The 18,891-nt window shown below is 71.1% G+C and carries 17 protein-coding genes and 1 pseudogene; 14 read left to right on the top strand and 4 right to left on the bottom strand.

Going from position 1 to position 18,891, the window contains the following annotated elements; translation table 11 throughout:
* Positions 1 to 377 precede the first annotated feature (377 nt).
* The 4 genes from ACFYYW_RS02680 to ACFYYW_RS02665 all read left to right on the top strand — a co-directional run bounded on the left by ACFYYW_RS02680 (position 378) and on the right by ACFYYW_RS02665 (position 8,511).
* Positions 378 to 1,835, top strand: a complete 1,458-nt coding sequence (locus tag ACFYYW_RS02680) for an endo-1,4-beta-xylanase (RefSeq protein WP_387644225.1) — start codon at positions 378 to 380, stop codon at positions 1,833 to 1,835.
* Positions 1,836 to 2,307: 472 nt separating this feature from the next.
* The gene (locus ACFYYW_RS02675; protein WP_387644222.1) at positions 2,308 to 5,031 is read left to right on the top strand and encodes a beta-L-arabinofuranosidase domain-containing protein; all 2,724 of its coding nucleotides are present in this window, start codon (positions 2,308 to 2,310) and stop codon (positions 5,029 to 5,031) included.
* On the top strand, positions 5,028 to 7,046 hold the full coding sequence (locus tag ACFYYW_RS02670) for an RICIN domain-containing protein (protein ID WP_387644219.1): 2,019 nt from the start codon (positions 5,028 to 5,030) through the stop codon (positions 7,044 to 7,046). The genes ACFYYW_RS02675 and ACFYYW_RS02670 overlap by 4 nt, the downstream gene beginning before the upstream one ends.
* Positions 7,047 to 7,062: 16 nt before the next feature.
* Complete coding sequence (locus ACFYYW_RS02665; protein ID WP_387644216.1) at positions 7,063 to 8,511, top strand: non-reducing end alpha-L-arabinofuranosidase family hydrolase; 1,449 nt, start codon at positions 7,063 to 7,065, stop codon at positions 8,509 to 8,511.
* Positions 8,512 to 8,597: 86 nt separating this feature from the next.
* Here ACFYYW_RS02665 and ACFYYW_RS02660 read toward each other — a convergent pair whose 3' ends face one another.
* Positions 8,598 to 9,125, bottom strand: a complete 528-nt coding sequence (locus ACFYYW_RS02660) for a hypothetical protein (protein WP_387644213.1) — start codon at positions 9,123 to 9,125, stop codon at positions 8,598 to 8,600.
* Between the two features lie 269 nt (positions 9,126 to 9,394).
* Between ACFYYW_RS02660 and ACFYYW_RS02655 the strand changes: the two genes are divergently transcribed.
* Positions 9,395 to 9,727, top strand: a complete 333-nt coding sequence (locus tag ACFYYW_RS02655; RefSeq protein WP_352328884.1) for an STAS domain-containing protein — start codon at positions 9,395 to 9,397, stop codon at positions 9,725 to 9,727.
* 23 nt (positions 9,728 to 9,750) lie between these two features.
* On the opposite strand, the gene ACFYYW_RS02650 is transcribed toward ACFYYW_RS02655, so the two are convergent.
* Both ACFYYW_RS02650 and ACFYYW_RS02645 read right to left on the bottom strand, forming a co-directional pair.
* Complete coding sequence (locus tag ACFYYW_RS02650) at positions 9,751 to 10,407, bottom strand: CBS domain-containing protein (RefSeq protein ID WP_387644210.1); 657 nt, start codon at positions 10,405 to 10,407, stop codon at positions 9,751 to 9,753.
* A 133-nt stretch (positions 10,408 to 10,540) separates the two neighbouring features.
* On the bottom strand, positions 10,541 to 11,068 hold the full coding sequence (locus ACFYYW_RS02645) for a hypothetical protein (protein WP_387644207.1): 528 nt from the start codon (positions 11,066 to 11,068) through the stop codon (positions 10,541 to 10,543).
* Positions 11,069 to 11,405: 337 nt separating this feature from the next.
* Here ACFYYW_RS02645 and ACFYYW_RS02640 point away from each other — a divergent pair, with 337 nt between their 5' ends.
* From ACFYYW_RS02640 to ACFYYW_RS02615, 6 genes are read left to right on the top strand one after another with little or no spacing between them, the layout of a single operon-like run.
* Positions 11,406 to 12,155 (top strand): hypothetical protein, encoded by a 750-nt coding sequence (locus ACFYYW_RS02640; RefSeq protein ID WP_352328889.1) that lies wholly within the window; start codon positions 11,406 to 11,408, stop codon positions 12,153 to 12,155.
* Position 12,156: 1 nt separating this feature from the next.
* A complete protein-coding gene (locus tag ACFYYW_RS02635; protein WP_352328890.1) occupies positions 12,157 to 12,666 on the top strand; it encodes a hypothetical protein in 510 nt (169 codons plus the stop codon).
* A complete protein-coding gene (locus ACFYYW_RS02630) occupies positions 12,663 to 13,175 on the top strand; it encodes a hypothetical protein (protein ID WP_352328891.1) in 513 nt (170 codons plus the stop codon). Before ACFYYW_RS02635 ends, ACFYYW_RS02630 begins: the two co-directional genes overlap by 4 nt.
* Before the next feature lie 9 nt (positions 13,176 to 13,184).
* Complete coding sequence (locus tag ACFYYW_RS02625) at positions 13,185 to 13,358, top strand: hypothetical protein (RefSeq protein ID WP_352328893.1); 174 nt, start codon at positions 13,185 to 13,187, stop codon at positions 13,356 to 13,358.
* Between the two features lie 18 nt (positions 13,359 to 13,376).
* Positions 13,377 to 13,919: a hypothetical protein gene (locus tag ACFYYW_RS02620; protein ID WP_387645512.1), complete on the top strand. Its 543-nt coding sequence runs from the start codon at positions 13,377 to 13,379 to the stop codon at positions 13,917 to 13,919.
* Complete coding sequence (locus ACFYYW_RS02615) at positions 13,916 to 14,308, top strand: MauE/DoxX family redox-associated membrane protein (RefSeq protein ID WP_387645487.1); 393 nt, start codon at positions 13,916 to 13,918, stop codon at positions 14,306 to 14,308. Before ACFYYW_RS02620 ends, ACFYYW_RS02615 begins: the two co-directional genes overlap by 4 nt.
* A 54-nt stretch (positions 14,309 to 14,362) precedes the next feature.
* On the opposite strand, the pseudogene selD reads toward ACFYYW_RS02615, so the two are convergent.
* Positions 14,363 to 15,372, bottom strand: a pseudogene (selD, locus tag ACFYYW_RS02610) (selenide, water dikinase SelD); the annotation flags it as partial.
* A 127-nt stretch (positions 15,373 to 15,499) separates the two neighbouring features.
* Here selD and selA point away from each other — a divergent pair.
* From selA to ACFYYW_RS02595, 3 genes are all read left to right on the top strand, one after another.
* Complete coding sequence (gene selA / locus ACFYYW_RS02605; protein WP_387644203.1) at positions 15,500 to 16,810, top strand: L-seryl-tRNA(Sec) selenium transferase; 1,311 nt, start codon at positions 15,500 to 15,502, stop codon at positions 16,808 to 16,810.
* A 128-nt stretch (positions 16,811 to 16,938) separates the two neighbouring features.
* Entirely contained in the window at positions 16,939 to 17,412 is a 474-nt protein-coding gene (locus tag ACFYYW_RS02600; RefSeq protein ID WP_387644201.1) for a DUF6463 family protein, read from the top strand.
* A gap of 125 nt (positions 17,413 to 17,537) precedes the next feature.
* Positions 17,538 to 18,827: a hypothetical protein gene (locus ACFYYW_RS02595; protein ID WP_387644198.1), complete on the top strand. Its 1,290-nt coding sequence runs from the start codon at positions 17,538 to 17,540 to the stop codon at positions 18,825 to 18,827.
* Positions 18,828 to 18,891 lie beyond the last annotated feature (64 nt).

Genomic DNA, 18,891 nt, shown 5'->3' with positions numbered 1-18,891 from the left:
CGGCCGGAACCGCTGCGGTGTCTTGTCGCCGCAGCCGGCGAGCCCGGGGCAGCCGTAGGGCACGCCGGAGAAGTGGCGTTGCAGCCCGAACCCCGAAGCGGCCGAAGACGCGTCCCACCTCCAACCGGGCGCCACCGTCGCCGTGAAACTTTCACGACCCGTCGGCCGAAACTTTCGACAGCTCCAGGCCTGGACGACATGCCTCTGCGTGCACCCCGGACTCCGAAAGTTTTACCCGAATCTTGACAACTTTCGGCCAGATCAACACACTGAGTGCCCGAGCCAGGCTCCCCCCATCCGCTCCCCAGCGCCTCGGGCGCACCCCTCCGAAGTGCGTCCCACGACCTTCCCCATGATTCGCGTACGGAGGCTCCAGCATGCGTGTCAACGCCATGTCCCCACCGACCGCCGGACGGCTGCCCGGCGCCCGCCGCCGGGCACTGATCACCGGCGCGATCGGCGCGCTCGGCCTGATCACGGCACTGGCGACGGCGATTCCGGCCGACGCCGCGGCGAGCACGCTCGGCGCGGCCGCCGCGCAGAGCGGCCGCTACTTCGGCACCGCCATCGCCGCGGGCAAGCTCGGCGACTCGGCCTACACGACGATCGCCAACCGCGAGTTCACCATGGTGACGGCCGAGAACGAGATGAAGATCGACGCCACCGAGCCCAACCGGGGTCAGTTCACCTTCACCAACGGCGACCGGGTCTACAACTGGGCCGTGCAGAACGGCAAGCGGGTACGCGGCCACACCCTGGCCTGGCACTCCCAGCAGCCCGGCTGGATGCAGTCGTTGTCGGGCAGCTCGCTGCGCCAGGCGATGATCGACCACATCAACGGCGTCATGGCCCACTACAAGGGCAAGATCTACGCCTGGGACGTGGTCAACGAGGCCTACGCCGACAGCGGCGGCGGCCGGCGCGACTCCAACCTCCAGCGCACCGGCAACGACTGGATCGAGGTGGCCTTCCGCACCGCGCGCGCCGCCGACCCGGCCGCCAAGCTGTGCTACAACGACTACAACATCGACAACTGGACCTGGGCCAAGACGCAGGGCGTCTACAACATGGTCAAGGACTTCAAGGCGCGAGGCGTGCCGATCGACTGCGTCGGCCTGCAGTCGCACTTCAACGGCAACAGCCCGTACAACAGCAACTACCGCACGACCATCCAGAGCTTCGCCGCCCTGGGCGTGGACGTGCAGATCACCGAGCTGGACATCCAGGGCGGCTCGGCCACCACGTACGCCGCCGTCGTCAACGACTGTCTGGCGGTGCCGCGGTGCGCCGGCATCACCACCTGGGGCGTCCGCGACACCGACTCCTGGCTCGGCTCCGGCGCCAGCGCGCTGCTCTTCGACGGCAACGGCAACAAGAAGGCCGCCTACACGGCGGTGCTCAACGCGCTGAACGGCGGCAACACGACACCCCCGCCCGGCGGCGGCGCGGGGCAGATCAGGAGCACGGCCGCCGGCCGCTGCATCGACGTGCCCGGCTCCGGCACCGCCGACGGCACCGCGGTGCAACTGTGGGACTGCAACGGTCAGAGCAACCAGCAGTGGACCCAGACCTCGGCAGGAGAACTGAAGGTCTACGGCAACAAGTGCCTGGACGCCGGGGGCACAGGCAACGGCGCCAAGATCCAGATCTACTCCTGCTGGGGCGGCGACAACCAGAAATGGCGCGTCAACACCGACGGGACGATCGTGGGCGTGCAGTCCGGGCTGTGCCTGGACGCCGTGGGCGGCGGCACCGGCAACGGCACGGGGCTGCAGCTGTACACCTGCTGGGGCGGCAGCAACCAGAAGTGGACCTACAACGCGGGCACCGCGTGAGCTTCGCCGGGCCGGCGCGCCGGGGCTCCGGCGCGACGGCCCGGCTCCGCCCGCCGACCGCCCCCGGCCCGGCGAAGCCGGGGGCGGGTCGCCTTCCCGCATCCCCCGTGAAACTTTCATCGTGACGGGACGTCTCCGCGGAGACAGAACTCCAGGCGGGAAGACATGCGCGGGACAGACCCCGGCTCGGCCGGCGATCCGCTCATTGACGCCGGACGGACCGTCGGATGTACTCCCTCACTACGGACCAGACCCACCGGCAGGACGATGTTAGCGCTAACAACCCTACCCAGCCAAGGAGCCCCCGACATGCCCCAACCGATGGCCCAGGACACGACGGTGACCCGATCGGCCATTTGTTAGCGCTAACAACATGCGCCGAAGACCAGGCAACGGCCTTGCACAGGCGCTGACCTGCTGACCCCGTGACCGGCCCCGGCCGTTCACCGCCCCCCACCCCAAGGAGCTCCGCATGTCCTTGAGCCGCCGTCAGCTCTTCCAGGCCACCGGCGCGACCGCCGCGCTCTCCGTCGTCGGTCAGCTGGCCGGCACGTCCCCCGCCCTGGCCGCAGTCCCCTGGAGCAGGCCCGACATCGGCGTCTCCGCCTACGAGTTCGACCTCGGCCAGGTGCGGCTGACCTCCGGCCGCCTGCTGGACAACCAGAACCGCACCCTCGCCTACCTGCGCTTCGTCGACGTCGACCGGCTGCTGTACGTCTTCCGCGCCAACCACCGGCTGTCCACCGGCGGCGCCGCGCCCAACGGCGGCTGGGACGCGCCCGGCTTCCCGTTCCGGTCGCACGCGCAGGGCCACTTCCTGACGGCCTGGGCGCAGGCGTACGCCGTGCTCGGTGACACCACCTGCCGCGACAAGGCTCGCTACATGGTGGCGGAACTGGCCAAATGCCAGGCGAACAACCCGGCCGCCGGGTTCACCGGCGGTTACCTGTCCGGGTTCCCCGAGTCGGACTTCTCGGCCCTGGAGAACCGCACGCTGACCAACGGCAACGTGCCGTACTACTGCGTCCACAAGACCCTGGCCGGGCTGCTGGACGTCTGGCGGCTGATCGGCGACACCCAGGCCAAGTCCGTGCTGCTGGCCCTGGCGGGCTGGGTGGACGCCCGGACGTCGCGGTTGTCCGCCGGGCAGGCGCAGGCCATGCTCGGCACCGAGTTCGGCGGCATGAACGCCGTGCTGACCGACCTGTACCAGGCGACCGGCGACCCCCGCTGGCTGGCCACGGCCCAGCGGTTCGACCACGCGGCCGTGTTCGACCCGCTGGCCGCGAACCAGGACCGGCTCAACGGCCTGCACGCCAACACCCAGGTGCCCAAGTGGATCGGCGCGGCCCGCGAGTACAAGGCGACGGGCGCCACCCGCTACCGCGACATCGCCGTCAACGCCTGGGCCATCACGGTCGGCGCGCACACGTACGTGAACGGCTCCAACAGCCAGGCCGAGCACTTCCGCGCGCCCGGCGCGATCGCCTCCTACCTGACCAGGGACACCGGCGAGGCGTGCAACACCTACAACATGCTCAAACTGACCCGGGAGTTGTGGCTGCTGTCCCCCGACCGGGCCGACTACTTCGACTACTACGAGAACGCCCTGCTCAACCACCTGCTCGGCCAGCAGAACCCGGCGGACGCGCACGGGCACGTCACCTACTTCACCCCGCTCAATCCCGGCGGACGGCGAGGCGTCGGTCCGGCCTGGGGCGGCGGCACCTGGAGCACGGACTACGGCTCGTTCTGGTGCTGCCAGGGCACCGGGATCGAGACCAACACCAAGCTCATGGACTCGATCTACTTCCACGACGACACCACCCTGTTCGTGAACCTGTTCGTGCCCTCCGTCCTCGACTGGAGCGGGCGCGGCATCACGGTGACCCAGAGCACCTCCTATCCGGTCAGCGACACCACGTCGCTGCAGGTCACCGGCAACGTGGGCGGATCGTGGACGATGCGCGTCCGGATCCCGGCCTGGACGCAGGGCGCGACGATCAGCGTCAACGGGGTCCGGCAGGACGTCGCGGCCGCGCCGGGCGGCTACGCCGCCCTCACCCGGACGTGGTCGTCCGGCGACACCGTGACCGTGCGCCTGCCCATGCGGGTGGTCATGAAGGCCGCCGCGGACAACCCCGGCGTGCAGGCCGTGACGTACGGGCCGGTCGTGCTGTCGGGCGACTACGGGGACACGAGCCTGTCGTCGGCCCCGGTCCTGACCCCGTCCTCGATCGCCCGGACCGGCACCACCGCGCTCGCCTTCACGGCGACGGCGAGCGGCGCGCAGGTGCGCCTGGAGCCGTTCCAGGACGCCCACGGCCACAACTACGTCGTCTACTGGAACACCCAGGGCGGCTCGGCGGCGGGGGCCGGTTTCCGGCTGGTCAACGCGGCCAGCGGGCTGGTGCTCGGCATCCAGGACATGTCCACCGCCGACGGCGCCCCCGCTCTGCAATGGACCGACAACGGCACCGCCGACCACGACTGGATCCCGATCGTCGACGGCGCCGCGCTGCGCTTCCGCAACGGCAACAGCGGGAAGGTGCTCGGCGTCGAGAACATGTCGACCGCCGACAACGCGCCGGTGCTCCAATGGGGTGACACGGGCACCGCCGACCACCGGTGGACGATCATCGACGTCGGCGACGGCTCCGTCAAGATCCGCAACGTCAACAGTTCGAAGCTGCTGGCCGTCCAGAACGGCTCGACCGCCAACGGCGCGCGGGTGGTCCAGGGCGCCGACGACGGCAGCCCGGACAACCAGTGGCGGTTCCTGCCGAACGGCGCGCGGCGCCTGCAGAACGTGGGCACCGGGATGGTGCTCGGGGTCACCGGCATGTCCACGGCCGACGGCGCGCTCGTCGTCCAGTGGGGCGACAACGGCACCGCCGACCACCTGTGGACCGCCGTCAACGACACCGGCGGCTACCTGCGGCTGCGCAACTCCCACAGCCAGAAGGTGCTGGGCGTGGAGAACATGGGCACCGCCGCCGGGTCGCGCGTCGTGCAGTGGGCCGACAACGGCACCGCCGATCACCGCTGGCGGCTGCGCCACGGGTCGGCCGCCGCCTTCCGCCTCCAGTGCGCGGGCGGCGGCCGGGTCCTCGGCGTCGCCGGCACGTCGCAGGGCGCGCAGGTCGTGCTCGCCGACGACAACGGCTCGGACGACAACCTCTGGAGGTTCCTGTGAGACGTGTGCTCGCGGCCGTCTCGGCCCTGCTTCTCGTGGGCGTGCTGCTCACCGCCCAGGAGGCGTCGGCCGCGACGGTCGACACCAACGCCTGGTACGTCCTGGTCAACCGCAACAGCGGCAAGGCCCTGGACGTCTACAACCTGTCCACCGCCGACGGCGGCCGCATCACCCAATGGACCAGGAACAACCAGAACCAGCAACAATGGCAGTTCGTCGACTCCGGCGGCGGCTACTACCGCATCAAGTCCCGCCACTCCGGCAAAGTCCTGGACGTCTACAACTTCTCCACCGCCAACGGCGGCTCCATCGTCCAATGGACCGACCTCAACGGCACCAACCAGCAATGGAAACTCACCGACAGCCCCGACGGCTACGTCAGGCTCATCTCCCGCCACAGCAACAAGGCCCTGGAGGTCCAAGGAGCCTCCACCGCCGACGGCGCCAACATCGTCCAGTACGACGACTGGGGCGGCGCCAACCAGCAATGGCAACTCGTCCCGGTCAACGGCACCGGCGGCGGGAATTACGCCAACCCGGTCGTGTGGCAGGACTTCGCCGACGGCGACATCATCCGGGTGGGCGACGCCTACTACTACTCGGCCTCGACCATGCACTACTCGCCCGGCGCGCCGATCCTGCGCTCCTACAACCTGGTCGACTGGGAGTACGCCGGGCATTCCGTGCCGCGGCTCGACTTCGGCTCCGGCGCCTACGACCTCAGCGGCGGCCGGGCGTACGTGAAGGGCATCTGGGCCTCGGCCCTCAACTACCGGCCAAGCAACGGCACCTTCTACTGGCTCGGCTGCGTCGAGTTCAACCGGACCTACGTCTACACCGCCTCCGCCGTGGACGGCACGTGGACCAAGCGCGCACAGATCAACAACTGCTACTACGACGCCGGCCTGCTGGTCGACTCCGACGACACCATGTACGTCGCCTACGGCAACAGCACCATCAGCGTGGCCCAGCTCTCGGCCGACGGCCTCAGCCAGGTGCGCGCGCAGCAGGTGTTCCAGACGCCGGGCAACGTCGGCACCCTGGAGGGGTCCCGCTTCTACAAGCGGAACGGCTACTACTACATCTGGCTGACCCGCCCCGCCAACGGCCAGTACGTGCTCCGCTCGACCTCGCCCTGGGGCCCGTACGAGATGCGCCAGGTCCTGCTCGACCTGCCGGGCCCCGTCGCCGGGGGCGGCGTCCCGCACCAGGGCGGACTCGTGCAGACCCAGAACGGCGACTGGTACTACATGGCCTTCGTCGACGCCTACCCCGGCGGACGCGTCCCGGCCCTGGCGCCGATCACCTGGTCCGGCGACTGGCCGGTCGTGCAGACGGTCAACGGCGGCTGGGGCGTCAACTACCCGAAGCCGAACATCCAGACCAGCCGGACCGTGTCGTCCATGATCGGCCCGGACGCCTTCACCTCGGCCACGCTCGGCCCCCGCTGGGAGTGGAACCACAACCCCGACACCAGCCGCTTCTCCACCGGCAACGGCCTGCGCCTGCAGACCGCGACGGTCACCGGCGACCTCTACGCCGCCCGGAACACGCTGACGCACCGCATCCAGGGCCCGTCCTCGACGGCGACGATCGAGCTCGACCACTCCCAGATGGCTGACGGCGACCGCGCCGGGCTGGCGATGCTGCGCGACCAGTCGGCGTGGATCGGCGTCAAACGCGACAACGGCGTCAGCCGGGTCGTGATGACCAACGGCCTGACCATGAACGGCTCGTGGCAGACCACCGGCACCGGCGCCGAGGCGGCGAGCGCGAACGCCCCGGGCGGCCGGATCTGGCTGCGGGTCACCGCCGACATCCGGCCCGGGTCCGGCCGTCAGGCCCGCTTCTCCTACAGCACCGACGGCAGCACCTTCGTGGGCCTCGGCCCGGCCTTCACGCTGAACAACGCCTGGCAGTTCTTCATGGGTTACCGCTTCGGCATCTTCAACTACGCCACCAAGTCCCTCGGCGGCGCCGTCACCGTGCGCCGCTTCGACCTGACCACCCCCTGACACGGCATCGGAGCACATGGTGAAACTCAGTCCCCTGACCGTCCTCGCGACGGTGGCCGCGTTACTGGCGAGCCTGCTGGTCGCCGTCCAGCCCGCCCACGCGGCCACCGTCGACACCAACGCCTGGTACGTCCTGGTCAACCGCAACAGCGGCAAGGCCCTGGACGTCTACAACCTGTCCACCGCCGACGGCGGCCGCATCACCCAATGGACCAGGAACAACCAGAACCAGCAACAATGGCAGTTCGTCGACTCCGGCGGCGGCTACTACCGCATCAAGTCCCGCCACTCCGGCAAAGTCCTGGACGTCTACAACTTCTCCACCGCCAACGGCGGCTCCATCGTCCAATGGAGCGACCTCAACGGCGCCAACCAGCAATGGAAACTCTCCGACAGCCCCGACGGCTACGTCAGGCTCATCTCCCGCCACAGCAACAAGGCCCTGGAGGTCCAAGGAGCCTCCACCGCCGACGGCGCCAACATCGTCCAGTACGACGACTGGGGCGGCGCCAACCAGCAATGGCAACTCGTACGGACGGACGGTGGCAACCCCGGCATGTGTGACCTCCCCTCGACCTACCGCTGGACCTCGACCGGCCCGCTGGCCACGCCGAAGGCGGGCTGGGTCTCGCTCAAGGACTTCACCGTCGCCCCCTACAACGGGCGGCACCTGGTCTACGCGACGACCCACGACACGGGGACGAGGTGGGGGTCGATGAACTTCAGCCCGCTGGCCAACTGGTCCGACATGGCCTCGGCCACGCAGAACACGATGTCCTTCGCCGCCGTCGCCCCCACGCTGTTCTTCTTCGCCCCCAAGAACGTCTGGGTGCTCGCCTACCAGTGGGGCGGGCCGGCCTTCTCGTACCGGACCTCCACCGACCCCGCCAACCCCAACAGCTGGTCGGCGCCGCAGACGCTCTTCTCCGGCAGCATCTCGGGCTCCGGGACGGGCCCCATCGACCAGACGGTCATCGGCGACAACACTGACATGTACCTGTTCTTCGCCGGGGACAACGGCAAGATCTACCGGGCGAGCATGCCCATCGGGAACTTCCCCGGCAGTTTCGGCACGGCCTCGACCGTGGTCATGAGCGACACGACGAACAACCTGTTCGAAGCCGTCCAGGTCTACAAGCTCCAGGGCCAGAACCGGTACCTGATGATCGTCGAGGCGATCGGCGCGCAGGGCCGCTACTTCCGCTCGTTCACCGCCACCAGCCTGAACGGTTCCTGGACGCCCCAGGCCGCGACCGAGGGCAACCCGTTCGCCGGCAAGGCCAACAGCGGCGCCACCTGGACGAACGACATCAGCCACGGCGAGCTGGTGCGCACCGGCGCGGACCAGACCATGACCGTCGACCCGTGCAACCTGCAACTCCTCTACCAGGGCCGCAGCCCCAGCTCGGGCGGCGACTACGGCCTCCTGCCCTACCGGCCGGGAGTGCTGAAGCTGCAGCGCTGACGCCGTGAGACGGTGACCGGCGGTTCCCACGTGAAATGCCACGGGCCCATCCCTCCGCCGAGGGGTGGGCCCGTGGCGGGTGCGATTCACCTGAGCCAGGCGTTGCGGCGGACGATCGGCAGGTTCCCCAGCCCGAGCGTGGCGCCCGCGCCGGTCATGGCCAGGCCGATCAGCACGATCGCGTAGACGATGTGCTCGTCCAGGAACGGGTTGGTGGCCAGCGGAAGTTCGGCGGCCCACATCAGGGTCAGCATGAGGGTTCCGGCGACCGCCGCGATCCGGGTGCCCACGCCCAGCACCAGCGCCAGGCCGACGCCGGCCAGGCCGGCCATGAACAGCCAGTCCACCCACACCTGACCGGCCAGGCTCGAGAACAGCCCGCCCAGCGCGTTCTCGCCGGTGCCCTTGAGGAAGCCCGTCGTCGGGCTGCCGCCCGCGATCCACGCCTTGCCCGCCGGGGTCGCGAAACCCCAGCCGAACGTCTTGTCCAGGAACGCCCACAGGAAGATCCAGCCGATCGCGATCCGGGCGACGGCCCAGACGTAGTCGACCGGGGTACGCGCCGCCCGCACGGGAGCGACGTCCATCACGGGCCGGTTGACGGTGGTGGCCATGGCGGGCCTCCCTTTCGGTGGGGGGTGTACGTCCTTGTCTCACCCCTATTCCACTGCGCCCGCCCGCTCCGGGGCAGTGTCGTACGCCCCCCGCTGGAAGGACCTTGGTCCTCAGGGCCGTATGTCCCGGGTCCGGTCCTTCGGCTGCCGGAGGTGGGACTTTGGGCCCTATGCCGGTGACCGGCGTTCTCGTAGCTTCGCATCGGGGGCATCGTGCTTCCGCGACGAACGCCGGCCACCGGCCGCCCGCCGAAGGTAAGGAGACGGACATGGGTTCTCAGGCACGGTCCCGCACCGGCAGGCGGGCGGTGCTGAAGGTCTCCGGAGACCTGGACCTGGCCACGCAGGCGGGCTTCCGCGCCCGGCTCGCCGCCGCCCTCGCCGAGCAGGGCACGCGTCTCGTCCTCGACCTCAGCGGGGTGACCTTCATGGATGCCCGCGGGCTGGCCGCGCTGGTGGCCGCGCGCGACCTGGCGGCCGCCCGCCACGGCAGCCTCCGGCTGACGGGGGTGACGCCGGCCGTCCTGCGGCTGCTGGAGGTGACCCGGCTCGACCGGACGTTCTCACCGGTCTCCCTCGCGGACGTGCGCCCCGCCGCGTGAACGGCGGCCGGCGGTTCCGGGCTCTACCGCGGCGGCGGAACGGTGACCAGGTCGTCGTGGTCGGCGGTCACCTCGCTGGTGACGTCGACGACGCCCTCGACGGCGCGGACGGCCTGCACCGCCGCGATCGCCTGCGACCGGCGCTCCACGCGCCCGCTGAGCCGCACCACGCCCTGCTCGACCTGCGCGGAGATCGCCCCGGACGCCGGGAGCACGGCTCGGACCTCGCCCTCCAGCTCCGCCCGCGGACGGGCGAAGACGCGCAGCACGTCGCGCTGGTGCAGGGTGCCGACGATGCGCCCGCTCGCCGGGTCGATCACCGGGAGCTGCTTGACGCGCCGGTCGTGCATGAGCCTGGCGGCCTCGCGCACGGACGTGCCCGGCGTGACGGTGATCGCCGGGGCGGACATGAGCCGGCCCGCGGTGACGGCCGTCGCCCGGTGGTGCTCGTCCAGCAGGCGGTCGGGTTCGTACATCGACACGCTGTGCCGTACCGGGTCGATCTCCTTGAGCAGCAGGTCGTCCTCGGAGACCACGCCCACCGGGCGCCGGTCGGCGTCTGTCACGGTGACCGCGCCCACTCCGTACCGCCTCATCGCGTTGAGGACGTCGGCGAACGACGCGTCCGCCGGCACGGCGACGGCCACCCGGCCCATGACGTCCTTGACCTCGATCGACATGGTGTACCTCCTTGCCCCTCTCTCCATCCTGCTCCTCGCCCGGCCGGTCCGCCAAAGAGCGGAGCGGCGGGGCCTTCGTCCCTGAACGCGGAACGCCCACCCCGGGTGCGGGGTGGGCGTTCGCTTGCGGGCACTACCTGAGCCAGGCGTTGCGGCGGACGATCGGCAGGTTCCCCAGCCCCAGCGTGGCGCCCGCGCCGGTCATGGCCAGGCCGATCAGCACGATCGCGTAGACGATGTGCTCGTCCAGGAACGGGTTGGTGGCCAGCGGAAGTTCGGCGGCCCACATCAGGGTCAGCATGAGGGTTCCGGCGACCGCCGCGATCCGGGTGCCCACGCCCAGCACCAGCGCCAGGCCGACGCCGGCCAGACCGGCCATGAACAGCCAGTCCACCCACACCTGACCGGCCAGGCTCGAGAACAGCCCGCCCAGCGCGTTCTCGCCGGTGCCCTTGAGGAAGCCCGTCGTCGGGCTGCCGCCCGCGATCCACGCCTTGCCCGCCGGGGTCGCGAAACCCCATCCGAACGTCTTGTCCAGGAACGCCCACAGGAAGATCCAGCCGATCGCGATCCGGGCGACGGCCCAGACGTAGTCGACCGGACGGCGTCCGGCGGCGGCGATGCCCGGGTAGGTGACGGGCCTGTCGATCGTGGCGGCCATGACGATCCCCTTTCAGCGATGGTTCGTCGTTCTCTTCCGCGCTTCCATCGCACCGTTTTCCGCGCGCCGTCGGCAGTGCCCTACGACCGTCGGCCGAAGGACCTTGGTCCTCGCCGCCCTGCCGGGTGGAGGTCACGCCGTGGCCGCGACGGCCGCAGATGACAGGAATATGGCCATTTGCCAACGCCAAAGTAACGCGGCCGTAATGGCACCTTTCTCCCGTATTTTCCAGCGGAAAAACGTGTGGATCTTGTGTCTTGACCTGGGTGATGGCGCATGTAAGGCTTCGAGCCGAATGATCTAGCGCCCGCGATCTGCCACGAAAGGCTGGGGCTTAATGGCGCATTTATCCTCTCTTCGTACCGTCAAGAACTCTTTCCTCCAACTCGAGGTCGAAGACGCCGAGGCCGCCTCGCTGGCCTCCTGGACCGGCCACGTCCGCTACACCCCGAAATACGGGGCGCGGAAGACCACCGCGGAAACCTGGGGGCTCGAACTGGCCCCCCTGTCCTCCCTCACGGCAGGCGTCAACTCGGTCCGCGGACGCGAGCGAGAGCGCTTCTCCCTGGCGGGCGGCGAGGTCGTCGTCTACGACTGCGAGGACCCCTCCGACGCCAGGTGGGCCGCCTGGCTCGGCCCCTGGCACATGGCGCACGGGCTCTTCTACTCCCCCGAGTGGGAGTCGGCCGACATCGTCGACATGTTCAGCCGCGTGACGTGGCAGGACACCCCCGAAGGCATGGTGGCCGACGGCGGCAGGCGGTTCGACGTCTCCATGGAGCTCTACGCGATCTCGATCGCGGGCGTCGGCACCATGACGGTCGAGCCGAAGCAGGCGGGGATCAACCGCATTCCCAAGTGGCGGGGCTACGGAGCGCCCTCGGGTGAGCTGTGGCGGCTGCCCGCGCCGCCGTCCGACTCGGTGGCGCCCTTCCTCCTGGTCACCGACACCGCCATCGTGACCCTGCACCCCTGGAACGCCCCGAACTACAGCAAGGCGGGCGTGGCGGCCCGCTCGGCCGCGGGCACCCCGGAGACCGCCGCCGACTTCCTCAACAAGGTCAAGCGCGTCGAGTGGCGGGCCTGACGTGGAACCGCTGACCGCGGTGGTCATCATCCTGGCCGTCCTGGTCGCTCTGCTGTTCGCGGCGGGCGCCGGACTCTACCGGCGGGTACGCGAGCTGGAACTGGCCACCTACAACGGGGTCGGCGTGCGCTTCGCCGCGGCCGGGCCCGAGGCCCAGGCGAACGGGCTCGGCGTGCCCGGCGCCACGACCATGGTCATCAAGGTCAACCGTCGCTGCCCGATCTGCGACGACGTCCTGCTCGCCGCCGCCGGGATGGCGGCCGGCCTGCCCTCGGACCTGTCGTTCACCGTGTTGTCGGACGACCCCGGGTTCGACAAGTCCCTGCCCGGCTCCATCCGGGTGATCAAGGACCCGGCGATCTGGCGCGCGGCGAGCGTGCCCTACAGCCCGGCCCTGCTCGTCGTGGACGAGAACGGCGTGGTGGTGTTCACGGCTCCGGTGGGGTCGGGAGAGGCGCTCACGGAGATCGTCGAGCGAGCGGTTGCGAACAGAAAGGGAGTGAAGCTGTGAAGGCCGAGAAGCGGACCTCGATACTCGACCAGATACCCAGCGCCGAGGAGATGCCCGAGCAGGCGTTGCCGACGCGGGTGGGCGCCACGCGCGAGGGCTGGAGCAGGCGGCGCGTGCTCGGCATCGCCACCGGCGCCGCCGTGGCGACCGGGCTGGGCGTCCTCGACCTCCTGCCCTGGTCGAAGCCGCGCGGCGCGACGGCCGCCGCCTACACCGCGTGGGAGACCTGCCACGGCTTCGCCGACGCCGGCTCCGTCTGCGTGCCGTCCTCCGCGCTCTACTCGGGCAACTGCTCCGGCTCCTGGCACCGCAACGACGGCGCGTCCGGCACCTGCTACAACCTCCGCTACACCCACAACCCCTCCAGCTGTGACGGCAACAACGCCTGGAAGTGGTACGGCGGCGGCACCACCAGCACCCGCCGCATGTGCTCCGACGGCTGGTACGAGTACCACGACTGCGGCGGAGGCAACGTCTCCCGCTTCTCCATCTGCCGTACGGCGATCTGACCCGGGTCCATGAGCGACTCCGCCACCAGAAAATCCGTCCGCCTGCTGGTGCCAGGACTGGCACTGATCGCGGCGGCGGAGGCCCTGGTGCTGTGTTCGAGGGTTGCGGGCGCGGACACGAAGGGCTTCACCTGGCTGGTGGCCGCCCTCGTCGCCGGCTTCTCCCTCTCGGGCTCCGTTTGAAGCCTGAACAGCGCCTGGGTGCTGTCCTCGTCGGTCCGGCGGGGTGCTGATGTCGCCGGCTTCATCGCCGGATTGTTCGTGGGAGCGGGCGCCGTCACGTTCGTGCTGGTGGTCGTCGGCTCCGTGCTGCGGGCTCCGTTCCCGGCAGTGGTTTCGCAGATCATGGTCGCCGCGGCGGCGGTGATCTTCCTGCTGCGCGAGCTGGACGTGCTCTCCTTCCCGTTGCTCCAGAACGCGCGGCTCGTGCCGCAGTTCGTCACCAGGATTCCCTTCTGGGGCGCCGTGCAGTTCGGCGCCGAGATGGGCACGGGGATGCGCACGTACTCGCCGACAGGGCTGCCGCACATCATGGCGGTGGCGATCCTGTTCCTGGCGTCCTGGCAGGAGGCGCTCCTGGCGGGCGCCGGCTTCGCGGCGGCGCGGGCGATGATGCTCCTGACCTTCGCCTTCGCGCGGGACCGGATGGAGGCGGACACGGCCTTCTCCTTCACCTTGCCGAGGATGAAGGTCCTGTTCGTCGTGCTCGCGGTGCCCGTGGTGGCGATGCTGGTGATCGGATGATCGCCCTCGTCGCCCGCTACGGGCTGGGGCTCGTCCTGGTGCTGGCGGTGCTCGGGAAGGCGCGCGACCTCGGCGCCTTCCGGAGCGGCCTGGCGGCCTTCGGGCTCCATGGACGGGTGGCCCGGGCGGGCGCCTTCACGGTGGTGACCGTGGAGGCGCTCGTCGCGCTCGCCGCCTTCACCCCCGTCGCCGGCGACGTGCTCGTGGGCGTGGCCGGGACGGGTCTGGGCCTGGCGTTCACGGTGGCGCAGACGTATCTCCTGGTCATGGGCGAGCAGGCGGCTCCCTGCCTGTGCTTCGGCGCCCCGGAGCAGGCCTCGGCCCGCACGTTCGGCCGGGCGGCGCTGGTCCTGCTGATGGGGCTGGCGCTGTGGGGCGCCGCGGTCTGAGAAGCCTTCCTCCGTGGGTGAGGGGGCCGGCCGGGCCTGCGTGCGGAACGCGGGCCCGGCGCCGGCCCCCTTCAGGGACGGATGACGACGGTGTGCCCGTTGTGTTCGATGAGCTCGCCGACCACCGGCGTGCCGGGGATCTCCCCGGCGACCAGCAGACCCCCTGAGGTCTGCGCGTCGGCGAGCAGCAGCAGCGTCTCCTCCGGGACGTCGCCGGGATCGAGATGCGGGGCCACCCAGTCGAGGTTGCGCCGGGAGCCGCCGGGGACGAACCCCTCCTTCACGGCCTGCGCCGCGCCGTCCAGCATCGGGACGGCCGAGGCGTGCAGCACGGCGGTGACGCCGGAGGCGCGGGCCAGTTTGTGCAGGTGGCCCAGCAGGCCGAAGCCGGTGACGTCGGTGGCGCAGCGGATCCCGGCGGCCACGGCCTGGCGGGAGGCGTCCGCGTTCAGCCGGGTCATGGTCTCGACGGCGTGCGGGAAGACCTCGCCGGTGTTCTTGTGCCGGTTGTTGAGCACGCCGAGGCCGAGCGGCTTGGTCAGGGACAGCGGCAGGCCGGGGCGGCCGGCGTCGTTGCGCAGCAGCCGGTCGGGGTCGGCGACGCCGGTGACGGCCAGGCCGTACTTGGGTTCGGCGTCCACGACGCTGTGCCCGCCGGCCAGGTGGCAGCCGGCCTGGGCGGCCACCTCCGCGCCGCCCCGCAGCACCTCGGCGGCCAGGTCGTAGGGCAGGCGGTCGGGGGGCCAGCACAGGAGGTTGAGCGCGACCACAGGACGCCCGCCCATGGCGTAGACGTCGGACAGGGCGTTCGCGGCGGCGATGCGGCCCCAGTCGTAGGGGTCGTCGACCACCGGGGTGAAGAAGTCGGCCGTGCTGATGAGCACGGATCCGTCCTGGGTGCGGACCACGGCGGCGTCGTCGCCGGATTCCAGCCCCACCACGAGCTCCGCCGCGGGATCTCGCGGGACCGGCATGCGGGAGTTGCCGAGCAGCGACTCCAGGTCCGCCGCGGGGATCTTGCAGGCGCAGCCGCCGCCTTGGGCGTACTGTGTGAGCCTCTTCATGATCACACCTTAGGGCGATCACGGCAGCCATGATCGCCTTTCTGGTGGTTGATCATATGATGCCTGATCGGCCCCGGTACGAGACCTGGAGACATCGTGCTTCCCACGCTGAACGGACATCCCTAGCGTGACCGACCATCGTCGATCCATCCCGCGGACGGACACCCTGCTCGCCGACCCCCGGCTGGTCGAGGCCCGGCGGCGGTTCGGCCACGCCCAGGTCAAGGCCGTGATCGTCGCGGCGCAGCGGCGGGCCAGAGAGGGAGAGCTCGCGCCGGAGGACGTCCTGACCGCGGCGCTGGCGGCACTGCCCGCCTCCGCCGCCGGCCTGCGGCCGGTGATCAACGCCACCGGCGTGCTGCTGCACACCAACCTGGGCCGCGCCCCGCTGTCGGACGCCGCCCGCCAGGCGGTGGAGCTGGCCGCCGGGGTCACCGACGTCGAGCTCGACCTGGACACGGGCGGCCGGGGCAGACGGGGACGCACGGCGCTGGCCGCCCTGGCCGCCGCGGTGCCCGCGGCCGAGGCGGTCCACGTCGTGAACAACAACGCGGCGGCGCTCGTGCTGGCCGCCACCGCGCTGGCGGCGGGCGGCGAGATCGTGATCAGCCGCGGGGAGCTGATCGAGATCGGGGACGGCTTCCGCCTTCCCGACCTGCTCGTCTCCACGGGGGCCCGGCTGCGCGAGGTCGGCATGACCAACCGCACCGCCCTCGCCGACTACGCCGACGCGATCGGGCCGCGGACGGGCCTGGTGCTGAAGGTGCACCCGTCCAACTACCGGATCGAGGGGTTCACGGCCGACGTCCCGGTGTCGCGGCTGGCGGCGTTGTGCCGCGAGCGGGGCGTCCCCCTCGTCGCCGACGCGGGCTCGGGGCTGCTCGCCCACGAGCCGCTGCTGCCCCGCGAGCCCGACGTCACGAGCTGGTTGACCGAGGGCGCGGACCTCGTCACCACCAGCGGGGACAAACTGCTCGGCGGCCCTCAATGCGGGCTGCTGTTCGGCCGCGCCGGCCTCGTGGACCGGCTGCGCCGCCACCCCCTCGCTCGCGCGCTGCGGGTGGACAAGGTCACGCTGGCGGCGCTGGAGGCCACGGTCGCGGGCCCGCCGACGCCGACCTGGGAGAGCCTGCACGCCGATCAGGCCACGCTGCGCGCCCGCGCCGAGGACCTGGCGGCCCGGCTGCGCGGCAAGGGGATCGACGCCGAGGCCGTCGACAGCCGGAGCGTGGTCGGCGGCGGCGGCGCGCCGGGGGTGTCCCTGCCGAGCGCCGCCGTCGCGCTGGACCGGCGGGCGGCCGCCGCGCTGCGCCGGGCGCGGCCGCCCGTGCTCGCCCGGGTGGAGGACGGCCGTTGCCTGCTCGACCTGCGCGCGGTGCCGTCCGGCCACGACGACACGCTGCTGGCCGCCGTCCTCACCGCGTGGCCTGCGAGCTGATCGGGCCCGCGCCGCGGGCGATCGCGGCGCCGCCGCGCCCGGGCGGCTCCGGAGACCGCCCCGGAGAGGGAGCGGCCTCCCCCTCGCGAGGGAGCACGCCGGCCGGCCTCCGGGAGAGGCTGGCAGGCATGAGCACTTCCTCTCCGCCCCCGACGGCGACACCGCCGAGCCGGCTCACCGTCTGGGCCGGGCGGGCCATGATCTTCATCGCCCTGGCGCACACCGCCGTGTTCGCCCCCCTCGCCCCCTGGGCCAGCTGGCTCGCGGGAGACCTGCGCAACGGCCTCGCGGACGGCGACTCACAGGCGGTCTTCTGGGCGCTGCCCGGCGGGTTCGTCGTGGTGCTGGCGCTGCTGGGCCTGCTGGTGGCGCGGACGGGGCGGCAGGGGCAGCAGGTTCCCGGATATGTCGGCTGGGCGATCCTCGTCTGGGGGGCCATTGGCGTCGGCCTGATCGGAATGAGCGGTTTCATCACCGCGATCGTCCCTTCCGGACTGCTCATCGCGGCGAACGTCATCGCCGGGCGGGAAAACCGCGACCGGCGTACCGTCCGCGGCGGCCATGACCGCGCCGGCGGCATCACCCGACGTCAGACCCCCTGAGAGGACGCGCCGCCACAAGGCCGCGCGGCACGTCGTCCCGGCCGGCCCTTTTCGGGTGGGTTGTTATCGAGTTTTCGCGCATTTGGCCGCTTAACGGCTTTGAGGCGACATAGTAATTTTCTCGAATGCCTCAATCACCTGGTAGGCGACGGCCGGTCATCACACGATGGCTGGCCGTCCTCGTCATCGCCGCCGTCATCCCGGCGGGACCGGGCTCGCCGACCGCGTACGCGTCGGGCTCGCAACCGCCCGAGAACGCCGTCGTCGTCTGGGACCGCAACGCCCAGACCGCCATCTGGGACGTCGCCGGCCAGCAGCCGCAGGTCCAGGCGCGCAGCTTCGCCATGGTGCACGGAGCCGTCTACGACGCGGTGAACGCGATCGCCGGCACCCCGTACCAGCCGTACCTGATCGCACCGCGGGCCGACGGCGGGGAGTCGACGGAGGCCGCCGTCGCCACCGCGGCCTTCCGCGTGCTGAACAAGCTCTTCCCCGCCCAGCAGGCCCGGCTGACGACCCAGTACGACGACTACCTCGCCACGATCCCCGACGGCGGCGCGAAACGACGCGGCGTCGCCGTGGGCGAGCAGGCGGCGGCCGCGATGATCGCCGCCAGGGAGAACGACGGCGCGTTCGGCGACCAGACCTGGCCGATCGGCACCCAGCCCGGCCAGTGGCGGCCGACGCCGCCCACGAACGCCTCGGACGGGGCCTGGGTCGGCGATCTCAAGCCGTTCCTCATCCCCAGCGCGTCGATGTTCCGCACCTCGGGCCCGCCCGCGCTGACCAGTTCCCGCTACGCCAGGGACGTCAACGAGCTCAAGCGGATCGGCGGCGCCGACAGCAAGGTCAGGACCCAGGACCAGACGCAGGCCGCGATCTGGTGGCACGACCGGCACCTGGCCGAGTGGGAGATCAAACGCCAGCTGGCCACGACGCGGCGGCTGAACCCGCTCCAGGCGGCCCGCATGTTCGCCATGGTGGACCTGGCCGAGGCCGACGCCACGACCGCCTGTTACAACGAGAAGGCGGCGTGGGCCTTCTGGCGGCCGGTCACGGCGATCCGTCTGGCCGACACCGACGGCAACCCGCGCACCGCGGCCGCCCCGGACTGGACGCCGCTGCTCGTCACCCCGCCGCACCCCGACTACACCTCCGGGCACACGTGCTTCACGGCGGCCAGCATGTCGGCGCTGGCCCACTTCTTCGGCAGGGACGACATCCCCTTCAGCGGCTACAGCTCCGCCTCGGGCACCACCAGGAGCTTCCGCGGCTTCTCCCACGCCCTGGCCGAGGTCATCGAGGCCCGCGTGTGGGGCGGCATCCACACGCGCACGGCGGACGTGCAGGGCGCGAAGATCGGCGCCCAGGTCACCGCCTACATGGTCGGGCACTACTTCCGGCCGAGGCGGTGAAGGCGGGCCTCCCCGTGCGCGCCGGGCACGGGGAGGTCTTCTGATCCCGGATCTGACTCGGCGG

It is taken from the genome of Nonomuraea sp. NPDC001831, from assembly GCF_042892035.1.
Classification (GTDB): Bacteria; Actinomycetota; Actinomycetes; order Streptosporangiales; family Streptosporangiaceae; genus Nonomuraea.
The sequence above is the reverse complement of the archived record's forward strand: the minus strand, read 5'-3'. Positions and strand labels throughout refer to the sequence as shown.

Excerpts from the sequence above, each read along its gene's own strand:
- ACFYYW_RS02675 (WP_387644222.1), top strand. The coding sequence starts at position 2,308 with ATGTCCTTGAGCCGCCGTCAGCTCTTCCAGGCCACCGGCGCGACCGCC.
- ACFYYW_RS02595 (WP_387644198.1), top strand. The coding sequence starts at position 17,538 with ATGCCTCAATCACCTGGTAGGCGACGGCCGGTCATCACACGATGGCTG.
- ACFYYW_RS02625 (WP_352328893.1), top strand. The coding sequence starts at position 13,185 with ATGAGCGACTCCGCCACCAGAAAATCCGTCCGCCTGCTGGTGCCAGGA.
- ACFYYW_RS02680 (WP_387644225.1), top strand. The coding sequence starts at position 378 with ATGCGTGTCAACGCCATGTCCCCACCGACCGCCGGACGGCTGCCCGGC.
- ACFYYW_RS02650 (WP_387644210.1), bottom strand. The coding sequence starts at position 10,407 with ATGTCGATCGAGGTCAAGGACGTCATGGGCCGGGTGGCCGTCGCCGTG.
- ACFYYW_RS02600 (WP_387644201.1), top strand. The coding sequence starts at position 16,939 with ATGAGCACTTCCTCTCCGCCCCCGACGGCGACACCGCCGAGCCGGCTC.
- ACFYYW_RS02640 (WP_352328889.1), top strand. The coding sequence starts at position 11,406 with ATGGCGCATTTATCCTCTCTTCGTACCGTCAAGAACTCTTTCCTCCAA.
- ACFYYW_RS02615 (WP_387645487.1), top strand. The coding sequence starts at position 13,916 with ATGATCGCCCTCGTCGCCCGCTACGGGCTGGGGCTCGTCCTGGTGCTG.
- ACFYYW_RS02660 (WP_387644213.1), bottom strand. The coding sequence starts at position 9,125 with ATGGCCACCACCGTCAACCGGCCCGTGATGGACGTCGCTCCCGTGCGG.
- ACFYYW_RS02665 (WP_387644216.1), top strand. The coding sequence starts at position 7,063 with ATGGTGAAACTCAGTCCCCTGACCGTCCTCGCGACGGTGGCCGCGTTA.
- ACFYYW_RS02645 (WP_387644207.1), bottom strand. The coding sequence starts at position 11,068 with ATGGCCGCCACGATCGACAGGCCCGTCACCTACCCGGGCATCGCCGCC.
- ACFYYW_RS02655 (WP_352328884.1), top strand. The coding sequence starts at position 9,395 with ATGGGTTCTCAGGCACGGTCCCGCACCGGCAGGCGGGCGGTGCTGAAG.